This is a genomic window from Pigmentiphaga litoralis (genome assembly GCF_014651835.1).
Lineage (GTDB): Bacteria > Pseudomonadota > Gammaproteobacteria > Burkholderiales > Burkholderiaceae_B > Pigmentiphaga > Pigmentiphaga litoralis.
Map to the genome: position 1 here is coordinate 3,159,545 of NZ_BMXQ01000001.1, position 16,753 is coordinate 3,176,297.

A 16,753-nucleotide genomic window follows, 5' to 3' on the forward strand; every position below is an offset into this window, starting at 1 on the left:
ATTCTTTTTATTTGTTGGCAGGTTCTTGTGAACCGGCGGAAGGAGTCGGAGCCGTCGGCGCAGCGGAAGGTGCAGCCGCGGGGGCTGCCGCAGGGGCAGCGGCCGGCGCAGCGCTGTCGCCGCTGCCGGCAGCAGGCGACGCGGCGTCCGACGCCTTGCTGTACAGGAACTGGCTGATCAGATTTTCCAGCACAACCGCACTTTGCGTATAAAGGATTTTGTCACCTGCAGCGAAATTCTTCTCATCGCCGCCTGGTTCGATGCCAATGTATTGTTCACCCAACAGTCCGGAGGTCAGGATCTTGGCCGACGAGTCGCTCGGGAACTGGTATTTGCTGTCCATATCCAGCGTCACGATGCCCTGGTACATCTTGTCGTCAAAGCTGACGCTGGACACCCGACCGACCACGACACCCGCGCTCTTGACCGGCGCGCGCGACTTCAGGCCGCCGATATTGTCGAAGTTGGCGGTGATCGTGTAGCTCTTGCCGAACGAGAACGTGCTCAGGTTGCCGGCCTTCAGGGCCAGGAAAATGATGGCGGCGGCGCCCAGCAATACGAACAGCCCCATCCACAAATCGACTTTTTCACGCGACATCTTGTGATCTCCCGGCGACGCCATGCGGCGTGCCACCCTACCTAAATGAATCATTAACGTCCGTGACCGCCGGCTTGCGCCCGCCATCCAGACACCGCGATCAGTTGCCGAACATCAACGCCGTCAGCAGGAAATCCAGCCCCAGAACGGCCAGCGACCCGGCCACGACGGTGCGCGTCGTGGCGCGCGACACGCCTTCCGGCGTCGGCTTGGCGTGATAGCCCTGGTACAGCGCAATGACCGTCACGGCCACGCCGAACACCAGGCTCTTGATCACGCCGTTGCCCACGTCTTTCCAGACGTCGACGCCGTTCTGCATCTGCGACCAGAAGCCGCCGTCGTCGATCCCGATCAGCAGGACGCCCACGCCCCACCCGCCCAGGATCCCGAGCATGGAGAACACCGCCGCCAGCAGCGGCATAGCGATGATGCCGCCCCACAGGCGCGGCACGAGCACCCGGCGTTCGGGGTCGACGGCCATGACTTCCATGGCGGACAACTGTTCGCCCGCTTTCATGAGCCCGATCTCGGCCGTCAGCGACGTACCGGCGCGGCCGGCAAACAGCAGCGCCGTGACCACCGGACCGAGTTCACGCACCAGGCTGAGCGCGACAAGAAGGCCCAGCGCCTGTTCGGAACCGTAGCGGCTCAGGGTGTAGTAGCCCTGCAGCGCCAGCACGAAGCCGACGAACAGGCCCGACACCGCAATGATCACCAGCGAATAGTTGCCGATGAAATGAATCTGCTGCACCACCAGGCCAGGCCGGCGCAAGGCCGTGGCGCTTTTGCCGAGCAGGGTGACAAAGAACCGGGTAAAGGTGCCCAGACCATAGACCCAGCCCCGGGTGCCGGCGCCGAGGGCCGTCAGGAAACGCGTTGCGACATTCATAGCTTGCCTGCCCTCATTGCTTGCCAGCCTGTTGGCGGGCCAGCCAATCGAGGTAAGCCGGCGTCTCGGGATATTCGAACGCCACCGGGCCGTCGGGCGCGCCGTCCAGGAACTGGCGCACATACGGCTCTTGGGACGCGGACAACGACGCCGGCGATCCGCCGGCGACGACCGACCCCTTGCCCAGCAGATACACCTGGTCGGCAATGGCGAAGGATTCCTGCACGTCGTGCGTGATCAGCACCGAAGCGCAGCCCAGCTGGTCAGTCATGGTGCGGATCAGTTGCGCCGTCACGCCCAGCGAAATCGGATCGAGCCCGGCAAAGGGCTCGTCATACAGAATCAGTTCGGGGTCGAGCACGACCGCGCGCGCCAGCGCCACGCGCCGCGCCATGCCGCCCGATATTTCGGACGTGCGCAGGAAGGCGGCTGCCTTCAGCCCCACGGCCTGCAACTTGGCCAGCACCGTTTCGCGAATCCTGCTTTCGGGCCAGTCGGTATGTTCACGCAGCGGAAACGCCACGTTTTCATAGACGTCGAGGTCGGTGAACAGCGCGCCTTGCTGGAACAGGACACCCATGCGCTTGCGCACCGCAAAGACCGCATCGCCCGACAGGCGCGACAGATCCTGGCCAAACGCCTGGACGGTGCCTTTCTGCGGCGCCAGTTGCCCGACCGCGGCACGCAGCAGCGTCGTCTTGCCCGAACCCGATCCGCCCATGATCGCAACGACCTGCCCGGGCCGGATCACCATGTCGATATCGCGCAGGATGGTCCTGTCGCCATAGCCGACCGACAGTCCTCTGAAAGACAACGCGACGTCGACAGGCGGGCGGGCCGTTGGGGGTATCGCCGAATCTGGCATGGGTGGCAGGGTGAACCGTAGGTGACACCAGCGTCCGACATGGGAAGCTGGCTGGTTGGCAATCAGTAACAACCATTGATTCTAGCAGTTTGCGTCACGAAGAACGGCTGACAGCACGCTGGCAAGGCTGAGCAGATTTACGCACGGACACAAAAGTTCGTCTTCGCCCTCCCCGCCTGTGGTGCCCCGGAGACAGGAAAACAGCGAGGCGCCCCAAAACGCGGGGCGCCTCGCTGTAGTGCTCACTAACCCGTCGATGCCTTATCCGTCGGGCAGGGCATCAGGCCGAAGGTGAAATCAGCCGCTGACTTCGCGGAAAGAACTCACCCGCCCGTCGCTTTCGACTTCTTCGAGCCGGACCTTGAAGCCCCACAAGCGCGCAAGGTGCTTCATGACCTGATCGGCGTCATCGCCAGCCAGCGGCCGGCTGCGGGCCCGCAGGTGGCGCAAGACCAGGGACCGGTCGGACTCGCGATAGAAGCGGGTCACCTGGATGTCCGGCACCATGTTGTCGCGATTGTGCTGTTCCGACAGCAGCTTGCGGATGCGCCGGTAGCCTTCGTCGTCGTGGATCGCGTCGATCTCGAGCTTGGCCTTGGCCTGGTGATCCGCGACCGCAAAGAAGCGGAAATCCCGGATCAGCTTGGGCGACAGGTACTGCGAAATGAACGACTCGTCCTTGAAGTTGCGCATCGCAAAATGCAGGGTCTCGAGCCAATCCGCGCCGGCAATATCCGGGAACCAGCGTTTGTCTTCTTCCGTCGGGTGTTCGCAGATGCGGCGGATGTCCGTCATCATCGCAAAGCCGAGCGCGTACGGGTTGATGCCACCGTAGCCGCGTTGATCGAAGCCACGCTGGCTCACCACGTTGGTGTGGCTCTGCAGGAATTCGATCATGAAGCCGTCGTCGACTAGGCCCTTTTCGTGCAACCGGTTCAGGATCGTGTAGTGCCAGAAGGTGGCCCAGCCTTCGTTCATGACCTTGGTCTGGCCCTGCGGGTAGAAGTACTGGGACACCTTGCGCGTGATGCGTACCAGTTCCTTCTGCCAGGGCGCGAGCTTGGGCGAATACTTTTCGATGAAGTACAGCAGGTTCTCTTCGGGTTCGGCCGGAAACTTTTCGTACTTGCCGGGCTCGGGCACCGGGTCGGACTTGGGCACCGTGCGCCACAGGTCGTTGTACTGAACCCGTTCGTGTTCGGCACGGGCGGCCATGCGCGCGGCTTCTTCACGCATGGACATCGGGCTGGGCCGCTTGTAGCGATCCACCCCATGCGGCATCAGGGCATGGCAGGAATCCAGCAGCTCTTCCACCGCGCCGATGCCGTGGCGGTCTTCGCACTGCATCACATAGTTGCGCGCGAACACCAGGTAGTCCAGCACACCTTCGGCGTCGGTCCACTGCTTGAAAAGGTAGTTGCCCTTGAAGAAGGAGTTATGTCCATAGCAGGCATGCGCGATCACCAGCGCCTGCATGGCCATGGAATTTTCTTCCATCAGGTAAGAAATGCAGGGGCTGGAGTTGATGACGATCTCATAAGCCAGGCCCTGCGCGCCCTTGCGGTAGGCCTGCTCGTTCCGGATGAATTCCTTGCCGTACGACCAATGGGGGTACCCGATGGGCAAGCCCACCGAGGCATAGGCGTCGAGCATTTGCTCGGACGTGATGACTTCGATCTGGTTCGGGTAGGTGTCGAGCTTGTATTCCCGGGCGACTTCGGCGATCGCGTCGTCGTAGCGCTGGATGAGCTCGAACGTCCATTCGGACCCGCGTGAAATCGGGCCCGTCCCGGCATGGGCCATGGGAGCGGCCTTGGGTTCGATGACGGCACTCATGCGAGCTCCTTCTTGAACAAATCGTGGAACACGGAAAAGATCTCTCCGCGCTCACGGATACGCCGCATCACGAAATGGGGCGCCGATTCCTGCTCGTACTCGGCCCACAAGCTGGTCTTGCGGGCATCGCCCGGGTCCGGAATCTCGATATAGGCGTAATAGCGAGTGGCGGGCAACAGGTGCTCGGCCAGAAACCGCGCGCTTTTGCCTGCGTCGGCGCCAAACGAATCGCCGTCGGTCGCCTGCGCGGCATACACGTTCCAGGTCGATGGCGGATAGCGCTCGTGCATGATTTCACGCATCAGTTCCAGCGCCGACAGCACCACCGTCCCGCCGCTTTTCGGGTCGTGGAAAAAGGTGTTTTCGTCCACTTCTTCGGCATTGTCGGTGTGCCGGATAAAAACCAGGTCGACATGCTCGTACTTGCGCGACAGGAACAGGTACAGCAGCGTAAAGAACCGTTTGGCAATGTCCTTCTTGGGCTCATCCATCGAGCCCGACACATCCATCAGGCAGAACATGACGGCGCGCGCCATCGGCGCAGCCACTGACACCCGGTTGCGGTAGCGCAGGTCCAGCTCATCAAGGAAGGGCACCCGGGCCAGCCGCGCCCGGGCTTCTTCGATTTCGATTTCGATGGACGCAAGCGTGTCGGCATCGGCGCCCGACGCCCTCGCCTCTTCCATTTTGAGTTCGGCCAGTTCAAGCTCGCTGCGGGCCGGGACGCTGAGCGCAATGCGGCGAGACAACGACGTCTTGAGCGTACGGCCGACGCTCAGGGTGCTGGGAGAACCGGAGGTGGTGTAGCCGGCACGCTGGAACTTCTTTTGATGCACGTCGCCAAGTTGCGTGCGCACCAGATGAGGAAGTTCCAGGTCTTCGAAGAACAGGTTGAGAAATTCCTCGCGAGACAGGGTGAAGGTGAACTGGTCCACCGACTCCCCCTCGCCAGGATCGCTGCCGGACGCATTGCCGCCGCCGCGGGGACGGTCGATCTTGTCCCCCTTTGCGAATTCCCGGTTGCCCGGGTGAACCATTTCGCGGTCCCCGCCCATGCCATGGCGGAAACTGGGCTCGGAGATGTCCCGGGCGGGAAGGTTGATCTCCCCGCCCTGGTCCATCTGTTCGATGGAACGCTCCTGCACCAGTTCGCGGACGGCCTTGCGAACCTGGTCCTTGTACCGCCTCAGGAAGCGCTCTCGATTGACGGCGCTCTTGTTACGTCCGTTAAGACGACGATCGATAAGTGAATTCATATTCACCTTTGTTCAGGAAGACTTCCTCACCCGCAGATACCATTCGCAGAGGAGACGCACCTGCTTTTCGGTATAACCCTTGTCCACCATCCGCTCGACGAAGCTTTGGTGTTTGCTGCGGTCTTCGGCCGAGGCTTTGGCATTGAACGAGATGACGGGCAGCAGATCTTCGGTATTCGAGAACATCTTCTTCTCGATGACTTCGCGCAGCTTTTCATAGCTCGTCCAGGTCGGGTTGGTGCCGCCGTTGTTGGCGCGGGCACGCAGCACGAAGTTGACGATCTCGTTGCGGAAGTCTTTCGGGTTCGCAATGCCTGCCGGCTTCTCGATCTTTTCGAGTTCGGCATTCAAGGAGGCCCGATCGAAGCTTTCACCGGTCTCCGGATCGCGGAACTCTTCGTCCTGGATCCAGCAATCGGCAAACGTCACATACCGGTCAAAAATGTTCTGGCCATACTCGGAATACGATTCCAGGTACGACGTCTGGATTTCCTTGCCGATGAACTCGGCGTAGCGCGGTGCCAGGTAACCCTTGATGTAGTCCAGGTACTTGCGGCGCGTTTCTTCCGGATAGTCTTCCCGGCCGATCTTCTGCTCGAGCACGTACATCAGGTGCACCGGATTGGCGGCGACTTCGGTCTGGTCATAGTTGAAGACCGCCGACAGGATCTTGTACGCAAACCGCGTCGACACCCCGTTCATGCCTTCGTCAGTGCCGGCGTAATCCTTGTATTCCTGCAGCGCCTTCGCCTTCGGATCGACGTCTTTCAGGCTTTCGCCGTCGTACACCCGGATCTTCGAATAGATGCTCGAGTTCTCGGGCTCTTTCAAGCGCGTGAGCACCGAGAACTGCGCCATCATTTCAAGCGTCCCCGGCGCGCACGGCGCCTGCTTCAAAGAACTGTTCTGCAGCAGCTTGTCGTAGATGTGAACCTCTTCAGACACCTGCAGGCAATACGGCACCTTGACGATGTAGATCCGGTCGAGGAAAGCTTCGTTGTGCTTGTTGTTGCGGAAGGTCTGCCATTCGGATTCATTCGAATGGGCGAGGATCGTGCCGTTGAACGGGATGGCCGAAAATCCTTCCGTGCCCTTGAAGTTGCCTTCCTGCGTCGCGGTCAGCAACGGGTGCAGCATCTTGATCGGGGCCTTGAACATTTCAACGAATTCAAGCAGACCCTGATTGGCCAGGCACAAGCCACCCGAATAGCTGTACGCATCAGGATCGTCTTGCGAGTAGCGGTCGAGCTTGCGGATGTCGACCTTGCCGACCAGCGACGAAATATCCTGGTTGTTTTCGTCGCCCGGTTCCGTCTTGGCGATGGCGATCTGCTGCAGCACCGACGGGTTCAGGCGCACGACACGAAATTTCGAGATGTCGCCATCGAACTCGCGCAGCCGCTTGACCGCCCAGGGCGACATGATGCCGGTCAGGTAACGCCGGGAAATGCCGTACTCGTTTTCGAGCAGGTCGCCAAAACGATCGGGGTGGAACAGGCCCAGGGGCGACTCGTTGACGGGCGAACCCTTGAGCGCGTAGACCGGATACGCTTCCATCAGCACCTTGAGGCGTTCGGCGATGGACGACTTGCCGCCACCGACCGGGCCGAGCAGATACAGGATCTGCTTGCGTTCTTCGAGGCCTTGCGCCGCATGCTTGAAGAACGCGACGATCTGGGCGATCACGTCCTCCATGCCGAAGAATTCCTTGAATGCCGGGTAACGCTTGATGACGCGATTCGAGAACAGACGGGACAAACGCGGATCGTTGCGGGTATCAACGATTTCAGGCTCACCAATGGCTGCCAACATCCGTTCCGCGGAACTGGAGTAAGCCATCGGGTCGCGTTTAGCAAGGTTGAGATAGTCCTCAAGAGACATTTCGGTCTCTTGGGTTTTTGCATACTGCGACTTAAAGCCTTCGACAATATTCAGCACGGAAAACCTCCAACAGCAATGGAAAAGGTCTTGAAACTCCGTTCTCGTCTGCCGAGGTGGTCTCGGCGCCGGGTCTGTGCCGGCTTGGCGTTCAGTTTTGCAGCAAGGCGTAGGGTACGGCGGTGATGGGCTCGCTGTAACGCTGAATGGTGCGGAGTAGATTGGTCAAATCTTTCTGCCCCCGGTGATGCCCTGGGTCTTGCCCAGACAGAGGCCTCCTTGGGTATATCTTCGTGCGTAGCCACCATTCATGCAACGCAATTGATGTTGCTTTCGCACACTTCACGACGCTTTGTCACATCGTGCATTGAAGTAAGGCCCCCCCGCAAGGCGCGAGTTCCTCAATAAGGACGATTCGAACAAATTATTTCGTGGAGGATGAGTCGTTTCTGTCCTGCCTATGCTGCATTGTTTTCCCTCCGGATGACAGGGTAATTTGACGCACCGATCGGCACTGCGAATCCCTGCCAATCGCAGGGTCAATCTTGGACAATCGCGAATAAAAAATGCCGCTGGAACTCAGCGGCATTTCGGTACTGCATGCTGCCCGCGCTTAACGCGGCAGTTCGGTTGCACCCATCAGGAAGGTGTCCACGGCAGCCGCGCATTGGCGGCCTTCGCGGATCGCCCACACGATCAGGGATTGCCCGCGGCGCATGTCGCCGGCTGCGAAGACTTTGTCGACGTTGGTGCGATAGTCTTCGGCGTTGGCCCGCGCGTTGCCGCGCTGATCGCGATCGACGCCGAAACCGTCCAGCATCTTCTGCACGGGCGATACGAAGCCCATGGCGAACAAGACCAGATCGGCAGGGATTTCGAATTCCGAGCCGGGCACATCGACCATCTTCATCTGGCCCGTGTCATCCTTGACCCACTCGACCTTGTTGCCGACGAGGCTGGTGATCTTGCCGTCCTTGCCGACGAACTTGCGTGTGGTGATGCTCCAGTCGCGCTCCGCGCCTTCTTCGTGCGACGACGAGGTGCGCATGCGGGTCGGCCAGTAGGGCCAGGTCAGCGCCTTGTTTTCGGATTCAGGCGGCTGCGGCATGACTTCGAACTGCACGACGGACTTGGCGCCGTGACGGTTGCTGGTACCCACGCAATCGGAACCGGTATCACCCCCACCGATCACGACAACGTGCTTTCCGGCCGCCGACAGCTGGCCCTTGATCTTGTCACCGGCGTTGGCCTTGTTCTGCTGACGCAGGAAGTCCATGGCGAAGTGCACGCCGTTCAGGTCCCGGCCTTCGATCGGCAGGTCGCGCGGCGTTTCGGCGCCACCCGAAATCACGACGGCGTCGAATTCGGCCTTGAGTTCGTCCGGCGTCTTGCAGGTCAGTTTGCCGCCATAGGCCGCTGCGTCTTCCTGGCTGCCGATGAAGGTGGACGGCGCAAACGTCACGCCTTCCTGTTCCATCTGCGCCATGCGGCGGTCGATCAGCCATTTTTCAAGCTTGAAGTCGGGAATGCCGTAGCGCATCAGGCCGCCGATACGGTCGTTCTTTTCGAACAGCGTGACGTCGTGGCCGGCGCGCGCCAGTTGCTGCGCACAGGCCAGTCCGGCCGGACCGCTACCCACCACGGCCACTTTCTTGCCGGTCTTGAGCTTGGGCGGCTGCGGCACGACCCAGCCGTTTTCCCAGGCCTTGTCGATGATCGCGTGCTCGATCGACTTGATGCCGACGGCGTCGTTGTTGATGTTCAGCGTACATGCCGCTTCGCATGGCGCCGGGCAGACGCGGCCCGTGAATTCCGGGAAGTTGTTGGTCATGTGCAGGACATCGATCGCCTGCTTCCAGTTCTGGCGGAACACCAGGTCGTTCCAGTCTGGAATGATGTTGTTGACCGGGCATGCGCTGGAGCAGAACGGAATACCGCAGTCCATGCAGCGGGCGCCCTGCTGCTTGGCAGCGGTGTCATCCAGACGAACGACGAATTCCTTCCAGTGCTTGACCCGCGAGCCCGGCGCTTCGGACGCTTCCTTCAGCCGTTCGAACTCGAGAAATCCAGTGACCTTACCCATGGCTATATCCTGACGATTCGTTGCGGCCACCCGGGGCGCGATGCGCGTGTCGGGTGGCCAATGATGTTGAGTGGGTGCTGCGCGAGCCTCAGGCCGCCAGTTGCTGTCCGTTCTGTGCCTGCCACATCTCGCCGAGGGCACGGCGGTATTCGGTCGGCATGACCTTGACGAACTTGCCGCGCGAGACTTCCCACTTGTCCAGCATGTCGCGGGCGCGGAAGCTGCCCGTGTAGCGGAAGTGGTTTTCGACCAGGCGACGCAGGATCGCTTCGTCGGTTTCCTGCTCGCCGCCGCGCACCATGCTGTGACGCAGGCGCTGGGCGTTTTCCTTTTCCTGCGCCGCGCTGGTCATGACCGGTTCGAGGTCGACCATGGCCAGGTTGGTCCGCGAACGGAAGGTGCCGTCCGGATCCCACACGAAGGCCACGCCGCCGGACATGCCCGCCGCAAAGTTGCGGCCGGTTTCGCCCAGCACCACCACGGTGCCGCCAGTCATGTATTCGCAGCCGTGGTCGCCCACGCCTTCCACCACCGTGGCCGCACCCGAGTTGCGGACCGCGAAACGCTCCCCGGCCACGCCGTTGAAATACGCTTCGCCCGACAGCGCGCCGTACATGACCGTGTTGCCGGCGATGATGTGTTCCGGACCGTAGCCGCGGAAGTCGTTGGGCGAACGCACGATGATGCGGCCGCCCGACAGGCCCTTGCCGGCGTAGTCGTTGGCTTCGCCCACGAGGTCCAGGGTGATGCCGTGCGCCAGGAAGGCGCCGAAGCTCTGGCCGGCCGTTCCGGTGCACTGGATATGGATGGTGTCGTCGGGCAGGCCGTCGTAGCCGTACTTGCGGGCAACCGTGCCGGACAACATGGCGCCGATCGTGCGGTTCACGTTGCGCACCGGCACGATGAAGGACACTTTTTCGCCGCGATCCAGCGCCGGACGGCTGCGTTCGATCAATTGATGATCGAGCGCCTTGGCCAGGCCGTGATCCTGTTCTTCGACCTGACGGCGCGGCACGTCGGCCGGCACGTTGGGCTGGAAGAAGACACGGGTGAAGTCCAGACCGCGGGCCTTCCAGTGTTCGATGCCGGCACGGGTGTCGAGCAGGTCGACACGGCCCACCAGATCATCGAACTTGCGGATACCCAGCTGCGCCATCAGTTCGCGGACTTCATCGGCAATAAAGAAGAAGAAGTTCACGACGTGTTCGGGCTTGCCCTGGAACTTGGCACGCAGCACCGGATCCTGCGTGGCCACGCCCACCGGGCAGGTGTTCAGGTGGCACTTGCGCATCATGATGCAGCCTTCGACCACCAGCGGCGCGGTGGCGAAGCCGAATTCGTCGGCGCCCAGCAGCGCGCCGATCACGACGTCGCGGCCGGTTTTCATCTGGCCGTCGGCCTGCACGCGGATACGGCTGCGCAGGCGGTTCAGCACCAGGGTCTGCTGCGTTTCGGCCAGACCGAGTTCCCACGGCGTGCCGGCATGCTTGATCGATGAGATCGGGGATGCGCCCGTGCCGCCGTCATGGCCGGCGATCACGACGTGGTCGGACTTGGCCTTGGCCACGCCCGCCGCCACCGTGCCGACGCCGAATTCGGACACCAGCTTGACTGAGATCGATGCCTGCGGATTGGCGTTCTTCAGGTCGTGGATCAGCTGTGCCAGGTCTTCGATCGAGTAGATGTCATGGTGCGGCGGCGGCGAGATCAGGCCCACGCCCGGCACCGAGAAGCGGAGCTTGGCGATGTAGTCGGTGACCTTGTGGCCGGGCAGTTGGCCGCCTTCGCCAGGCTTGGCGCCCTGCGCCATCTTGATCTGGATCTGGTCGGCGCTGGCCAGGTATTCGGCAGACACGCCGAACCGGCCCGACGCCACCTGCTTGATCTTGGAGCGCATGGAATCGCCGGCCAGCAGCGGCACGTCGGCCACGATCCGATCGGCGCCCAGCACGGAAGCCAGTGTGTCGCCGTCCTTGATCGCCGACTGGCCGCTTTGCATTTCGGCCCGATAGCGGATTTCGTCTTCGCCGCCTTCCCCGGTGTTCGACTTGCCGCCGATCCGGTTCATGGCCACGGCCAGCACCGAGTGCGCTTCGGTCGAGATCGAGCCGAGCGACATGGCGCCCGTTGCAAAACGCGTCACGATGTCCTTGGCGGATTCCACTTCTTCAAGCGGAATGGCCTTGGCCGGGTCGAACTTGAACTCGAACAGGCCGCGCAGCGTCATGTGGCGCTTGCTCTGGTCGTTGATGAGCTGGGCGTATTCCTTATAGGTGCGATAGTTGTTCGCGCGGCTGGCGTGCTGCAGCTTGGCGATCGCATCGGGCGTCCACATGTGGTCCTCGCCCTTGACGCGGAAGGCGTACTCGCCACCCTCGTCCAGCGCGTTTTCCAGCATCGGATCATTGCCGAAGGCCGCACGGTGGATGCGGATCGATTCTTCGGCCACCTCGAAAATGCCCACGCCCTGGATGTTGCTGGACGTGCCCGGAAAGTACTGCTCGATCAGCGAGCTGCTCAGGCCGATGGCTTCGAAGATCTGCGCGCCGGTGTAGGACATGTAGGTCGAGATGCCCATCTTGGCCATGACCTTCTGCAGACCCTTGCCGACCGCCTTCGTAAAGTTGTAGATGGCTTTTTCGCCCGACACCTTGGGGTCGTTGGCGTGTTCGGCCAGCAGCGCTTCCATGGCGAGGTACGGATGCACGGCTTCGGCGCCGTAGCCACCCAGCAGCGCGAAGTGATGCACTTCACGCGCCGAGCCCGTTTCGATGACAAGGCCAGTGCTGGTGCGCAGGCCGGCGCGGATCAGGTGCTGGTGCACCGCCGACGTGGCCAGCAGCGCCGGGATCGGCACGCGGGTGGCGTCGACCAGGCGGTCCGACACGATCAGGATGTTGTAGCCGCTCTTGACCGCATCGACAGCCTGCGCGCACAGCGCGGCAACGCGGGCCTGAATGCCTTCCTTGCCCCACGCCGCCGGATAGGTCATGTCGAGCTCGAAGCTCTTGAACTTGCCGCCCGTGACGCGTTCGATATGACGGATCTGCGCCATGTCGGCGAAGTCCAGCACCGGCTGCGCGACTTCCAGGCGCAGCGGCGGGTTGACGTTGTTGATGTCCAGCAGGTTGGGCTTGGGGCCGATGAACGACACCAGCGACATCACCAGGTTTTCGCGGATCGAGTCGATCGGCGGGTTGGTGACCTGTGCGAACAGCTGACGGAAGTAGTTGTACAGGCTCTTGTTGCGGTTCGACAGCACGGCCAGGGGCGAGTCGTTGCCCATCGAACCGGTGGTTTCTTCACCCAGTTCGGCCATGGGGCGCAGGATGAACTTGTAGTCTTCCTGCGTCCAGCCGAAGGCCTGCTGACGATCCAGCATCGGCACCGACGAGCGGCTTTCGGCGATTTCTTCGGCCGCGGGTTCGGCCAGCGTGTCCAGCTTGATGCGCAGGCGCTCGATCCACTGACGATAGGGCTTGCTGTTCGACAGCTGGTCTTTCAGTTCCTTGTCATCGATGATGCGGCCCTGTTCCAGGTCGATCAGGAACATCTTGCCGGGCTGCAGACGCCACTTCTTGACGATCTTGCTTTGCGGTACGGGCAGCACGCCCGATTCCGACGCCATGATGACCAGGTCGTCGTCGGTCACGATATAGCGGGCGGGGCGCAGGCCGTTACGGTCCAGCGTGGCGCCGATCTGGCGGCCATCGGTGAACGCGATGGCGGCGGGGCCGTCCCACGGTTCCATCATGGCGGCATGGAATTCGTAGAAGGCGCGGCGGGCCTCGTCCATTTCGGTGTGCTGTTCCCAGGCTTCCGGGATCATCATCATGATCGCGTGGGCGATCGGGTAGCCCGACATGACCAGCAGTTCGAGGCAGTTGTCGAACGTGGCGGTATCGGACTGGCCTTCGTAGACGATGGGGTACAGCTTTTTCAGGTCGTCGCCCAGCACGGGCGACTGCATGACGCCTTCACGGGCGCGCAGCCAGTTGAAGTTGCCCTTGACCGTGTTGATTTCGCCGTTGTGCGCGATCAGGCGGTAGGGGTGCGCCAGCGGCCAGGCCGGGAAGGTGTTCGTGGAAAACCGCTGGTGGACGAGGGCGAGCGCCGACACGGCGCGTTCGTCGGCCAGATCGCGATAGTAGCGGCCGACCTGGTCGGCCAGCAGCAGACCCTTGTACACGACGGTACGGGTCGAAATCGACGGCACGAAGTATTCCTTGCCGTGCTTCAGGCGCATCGCCTGGATGGCGTGCGACGCCATCTTGCGGATCACGTACAGCTTGCGTTCCAGCGCGTCGGGCACCATGACGTCGCCACCGCGGCCGATGAACAGCTGGCGGATGACAGGTTCGTGGGAACGCACGGTGGGCGACATGGGCATGTCGGTGTCGATCGGCACATCGCGCCAGCCCAGGACGACCTGGCCCTCGGCGCGCACGGCGCGCTCGAGTTCCTGTTCACAGGCCAGGCGCGAAGCGATTTCCTTCGGCAAAAAGACCATGGCCACGCCGTATTCGCCCGGCTGGGGCAGGTTCACGCCCTGGCGCGCCATTTCTTCGCGGTAGTACGCGTCAGGAATCTGGATCAGGATGCCGGCCCCGTCGCCCATGAGCGGATCGGCGCCCACCGCACCCCGGTGGTCCAGGTTTTCAAGGATCTTCAGACCCTGCTGGATGATGGAGTGGCTTTTCTTGCCCTTGATGTGCGCGACGAAACCGACACCACAGGCGTCGTGTTCATTGGCAGGGTCGTACATGCCTTGCGCTTCGGGCGCGGTATGAATGGCTGGCGCGGCGGCGGCGGCTGCCCGGGTGTGACCGTTGAAACCGATGCGGCTGGCGTCGATGACAGCCATCTGGCCTTGCGACGACGGGGACACCGAGGAGGGATCCTGGTGGGAATGGGGCATGAAACGCTCCGGTAAAGCGACCTGAAAAGGACAAGTCGGCACAGGTCTGACAGGATGGGGAAGTCGCGTCCGGGCGAGTCAAAAAGAGTACGCCTGGCGGCACCGATAACCTGACGATACTGCGGCGCAGCAGCCCGTGCAAGGACATAATTAGGGGACTGTCCCTTTTATTATTTCATCACTGACCGACGAGGAATTTAATTAGGGACGCATCGCCAGTTGAAGGTCCGAATCCCCAGCAGCGACGCGGGTTTCCTGCTATCCAGGACGCGTCTCGCACAATTCGAGCCGTTCACGCAGCCTCGTCCTTCCGGCCAGCAGGCTCCACCTCGCCATTGATTGGCGTCGGCAAGGACTTGCGTGGTCGCCCCCGCCGGGCGGCAACTGGCCGCCGGCTGGCCGCGCCCGCGCCCAGCATGTTCAGAAACGCGTCCGATCCCAGGGCCCACTGCCCTTGCAACGCCCGGCCGATGGCATCGGACTCGCGCGACGAAAGGCCTGCCAATATATAGCGGCGATATTCGGCCTGGCGGTCGAATGGCGTGTTGCCATAGGCCCAGTAGTCACCGTGGTCATGCAGGAAAGCTTGCTTGGCGCCGCCCATGTGCGCCGCTGCGGACGACCATCGCCATTGTTCGGCATCGTCTGTCAGGGACAATCGCAGCGGCAGGGTCTCGATCCAGGCTTGGGCTGGCAGGACCCACGCGCCGGGTTCGACCAGGGTCGACCGGTACCGTCCCTGGAACACGGGCCCTGACCGCAGGTGCGCGGCCAGCCGGCGGCCGATGGCCTGCAGCAGCGCCGCCAGCCCTGTTGGGCCGGTGGGCGTTGCAAGCAGCAGTAACTGGTCGGGCGCCAGCGTCCACCCATGAATGGCAACGCCGTGCATGCGGGCTTCATCGGCCAGCCAGCCTGCGATACGATCAAATAGCGCCGCCACCGAACCTTCGGAAGGGGCCAGCGGTGAGGTAAACCGGGCCTGCGCAAGGTGCGGCAGGCCGGGTGCATAGAGTCGGGGTAGACGAGCCATCCGGTCAGGTTACAATAAAAAGGGACAGATGGTGCGCGCTTACCGTGCCGCCGCATTTTTGCGAATTTTTACAGAACATCCGGCCAGAAAAGCTGTCTATTCTTATAGGTCGGGTACGTTGGTTATCCGCGCGCACTCAAGGTGAATGCGCATACCGGGTCAGGGTAGATTGGCGGTGCCAGTGCACCGCAGCACGCGACGCCAGCCGTCGCGGCTACACCATACATCCAGGCTATCGCAGCTATCAAAAAGACGCATTAGCACTCGGTTTGCTGGAGTGCTAACCTTGATGCATTGGGAGGTATGAATCCATGAATAAATCGTTGAAGCAGTCCCCCGTCGTCCCTGCCGGTTTCGGCCCCGGAGCGCTGGCCATGGCAATTGCCAATCCAGGTGCGCTCGGCACGATCGAGGCGTATATCGGCGCGGTGAACCGCCTGCCGGTGCTGACTGCCGACCAGGAAACCTCGCTGGCCCGCCGCTATCAGGAAACCGAAGACCTGGGCGCCGCCCGCGAGCTGGTCCTGTCGCACCTGCGCCTGGTGGTGGCCATTGCTCGCCAGTATCTGGGCTATGGATTGCCGCATGCGGACCTGATCCAGGAAGGCAACGTGGGCCTGATGAAGGCCGTGAAGCGTTTTGATCCGGAACGCGGCGTGCGTCTGGTGTCGTTTGCGATCCATTGGGTCAAGGCCGAAATCCACGAGTACATCCTGAAGAACTGGAAGCTTGTGAAGGTTGCGACCACGAAGGCTCAGCGCAAGCTGTTCTTCAACCTGCGCAGCATGAAGAAGGACTCGCGGTCGCTCACGCCTGATCAGGTGAATGAGATCGCGACGGCCCTGAACGTGCGTCCGCAGGACGTGACCGACATGGAAGTGCGCTTGTCGGGCCAGGACATGGCGCTTGAAGGCCGCGGGACCGACGACGGCGAAACCGATTTTGCGCCGATCGCCTACCTGTCGGACGAAGGGCAGCATGAGCCGACCCAGGTGCTGGAAGGACGCCGCCGCGACGAACTGCATGGCGTTGGCCTGCACTCGGCGCTGGACACCCTGGACGACCGTTCGCGTCGCATCATTGAAGCGCGCTGGTTGAAGGACGAAGGCGGTCTGACGCTGCAGGAACTTGCATCCGAGTTCGGCGTGTCGGCGGAACGCATTCGCCAGATCGAAGCGCGCGCCATGGTCAAGATGCGCGGTGCGCTGGCCGAATACGCCTGAGCGGGCGAAGGCGGCTTGACGCCTACGGCGTGCTCAAGCGGATGGAATGAGAAAAGCGGCCCTGGCCGCTTTTTTCATTTCTGGTCATACACCTGTTTAGAGCTGAACTCCGGTTTGACACAATCTGTTACCTCGTGGGCCGCATTTTTTGAAGAAAAAAGCGACAACCGGGAAACT

The 16,753-nt window shown here is 62.0% G+C and carries 10 protein-coding genes; 1 reads left to right on the forward strand and 9 read right to left on the reverse strand.

The annotated features are described in order from the left end of the window. Positions 1–7: 7 nt before the first annotated feature. The 9 genes from mlaD to IE116_RS14410 all read right to left on the reverse strand — a co-directional run bounded on the left by mlaD (position 8) and on the right by IE116_RS14410 (position 15,353). Positions 8–598 (reverse strand): outer membrane lipid asymmetry maintenance protein MlaD, encoded by a 591-nt coding sequence (gene mlaD, locus IE116_RS14370; RefSeq protein WP_189613470.1) that lies wholly within the window; start codon positions 596–598, stop codon positions 8–10. Between the two features lie 100 nt (positions 599–698). Continuing rightward, on the reverse strand, positions 699–1,487 hold the full coding sequence (mlaE, locus tag IE116_RS14375; protein WP_189613471.1) for a lipid asymmetry maintenance ABC transporter permease subunit MlaE: 789 nt from the start codon (positions 1,485–1,487) through the stop codon (positions 699–701). 13 nt (positions 1,488–1,500) lie between these two features. Continuing rightward, positions 1,501–2,352, reverse strand: coding sequence for an ABC transporter ATP-binding protein (locus IE116_RS14380; protein WP_189613472.1), 852 nt, complete (start codon positions 2,350–2,352; stop codon positions 1,501–1,503). A gap of 297 nt (positions 2,353–2,649) precedes the next feature. Continuing rightward, entirely contained in the window at positions 2,650–4,188 is a 1,539-nt protein-coding gene (locus IE116_RS14385; RefSeq protein ID WP_229828175.1) for a SpoVR family protein, read from the reverse strand. Further along, positions 4,185–5,444: a YeaH/YhbH family protein gene (locus tag IE116_RS14390; protein ID WP_189613473.1), complete on the reverse strand. Its 1,260-nt coding sequence runs from the start codon at positions 5,442–5,444 to the stop codon at positions 4,185–4,187. Before IE116_RS14390 ends, IE116_RS14385 begins: the two co-directional genes overlap by 4 nt. Positions 5,445–5,456: 12 nt before the next feature. Continuing rightward, positions 5,457–7,379: a PrkA family serine protein kinase gene (locus IE116_RS14395; protein ID WP_189614653.1), complete on the reverse strand. Its 1,923-nt coding sequence runs from the start codon at positions 7,377–7,379 to the stop codon at positions 5,457–5,459. Between the two features lie 556 nt (positions 7,380–7,935). Further along, positions 7,936–9,405 carry a glutamate synthase subunit beta gene (locus tag IE116_RS14400; RefSeq protein WP_189613474.1) on the reverse strand — a complete coding sequence of 490 codons (1,470 nt, stop codon included), beginning with the start codon at positions 9,403–9,405 and terminating at the stop codon, positions 7,936–7,938. Between the two features lie 88 nt (positions 9,406–9,493). Beyond that, complete coding sequence (locus IE116_RS14405) at positions 9,494–14,269, reverse strand: glutamate synthase-related protein (protein ID WP_189614654.1); 4,776 nt, start codon at positions 14,267–14,269, stop codon at positions 9,494–9,496. Positions 14,270–14,615: 346 nt separating this feature from the next. Beyond that, positions 14,616–15,353 carry a hypothetical protein gene (locus IE116_RS14410; protein ID WP_189613475.1) on the reverse strand — a complete coding sequence of 246 codons (738 nt, stop codon included), beginning with the start codon at positions 15,351–15,353 and terminating at the stop codon, positions 14,616–14,618. Positions 15,354–15,664: 311 nt separating this feature from the next. Between IE116_RS14410 and rpoH the strand changes: the two genes are divergently transcribed. Beyond that, positions 15,665–16,576, forward strand: a complete 912-nt coding sequence (gene rpoH / locus IE116_RS14415; RefSeq protein WP_189613476.1) for an RNA polymerase sigma factor RpoH — start codon at positions 15,665–15,667, stop codon at positions 16,574–16,576. The last annotated feature ends 177 nt before the right edge of the window (positions 16,577–16,753 follow it).

What these genes read in the sequence shown, in the direction of transcription:
- IE116_RS14410 (WP_189613475.1), bottom strand. Translation starts at nt 15,353, where the DNA reads ATGGCTCGTCTACCCCGACTCTATGCACCCGGCCTGCCGCACCTTGCG.
- IE116_RS14400 (WP_189613474.1), bottom strand. Translation starts at nt 9,405, where the DNA reads ATGGGTAAGGTCACTGGATTTCTCGAGTTCGAACGGCTGAAGGAAGCG.
- IE116_RS14385 (WP_229828175.1), bottom strand. Translation starts at nt 4,188, where the DNA reads ATGAGTGCCGTCATCGAACCCAAGGCCGCTCCCATGGCCCATGCCGGG.
- mlaE (WP_189613471.1), bottom strand. Translation starts at nt 1,487, where the DNA reads ATGAATGTCGCAACGCGTTTCCTGACGGCCCTCGGCGCCGGCACCCGG.
- IE116_RS14380 (WP_189613472.1), bottom strand. Translation starts at nt 2,352, where the DNA reads ATGCCAGATTCGGCGATACCCCCAACGGCCCGCCCGCCTGTCGACGTC.
- IE116_RS14390 (WP_189613473.1), bottom strand. Translation starts at nt 5,444, where the DNA reads ATGAATTCACTTATCGATCGTCGTCTTAACGGACGTAACAAGAGCGCC.
- rpoH (WP_189613476.1), top strand. Translation starts at nt 15,665, where the DNA reads ATGAATAAATCGTTGAAGCAGTCCCCCGTCGTCCCTGCCGGTTTCGGC.
- IE116_RS14405 (WP_189614654.1), bottom strand. Translation starts at nt 14,269, where the DNA reads ATGGCTGTCATCGACGCCAGCCGCATCGGTTTCAACGGTCACACCCGG.
- mlaD (WP_189613470.1), bottom strand. Translation starts at nt 598, where the DNA reads ATGTCGCGTGAAAAAGTCGATTTGTGGATGGGGCTGTTCGTATTGCTG.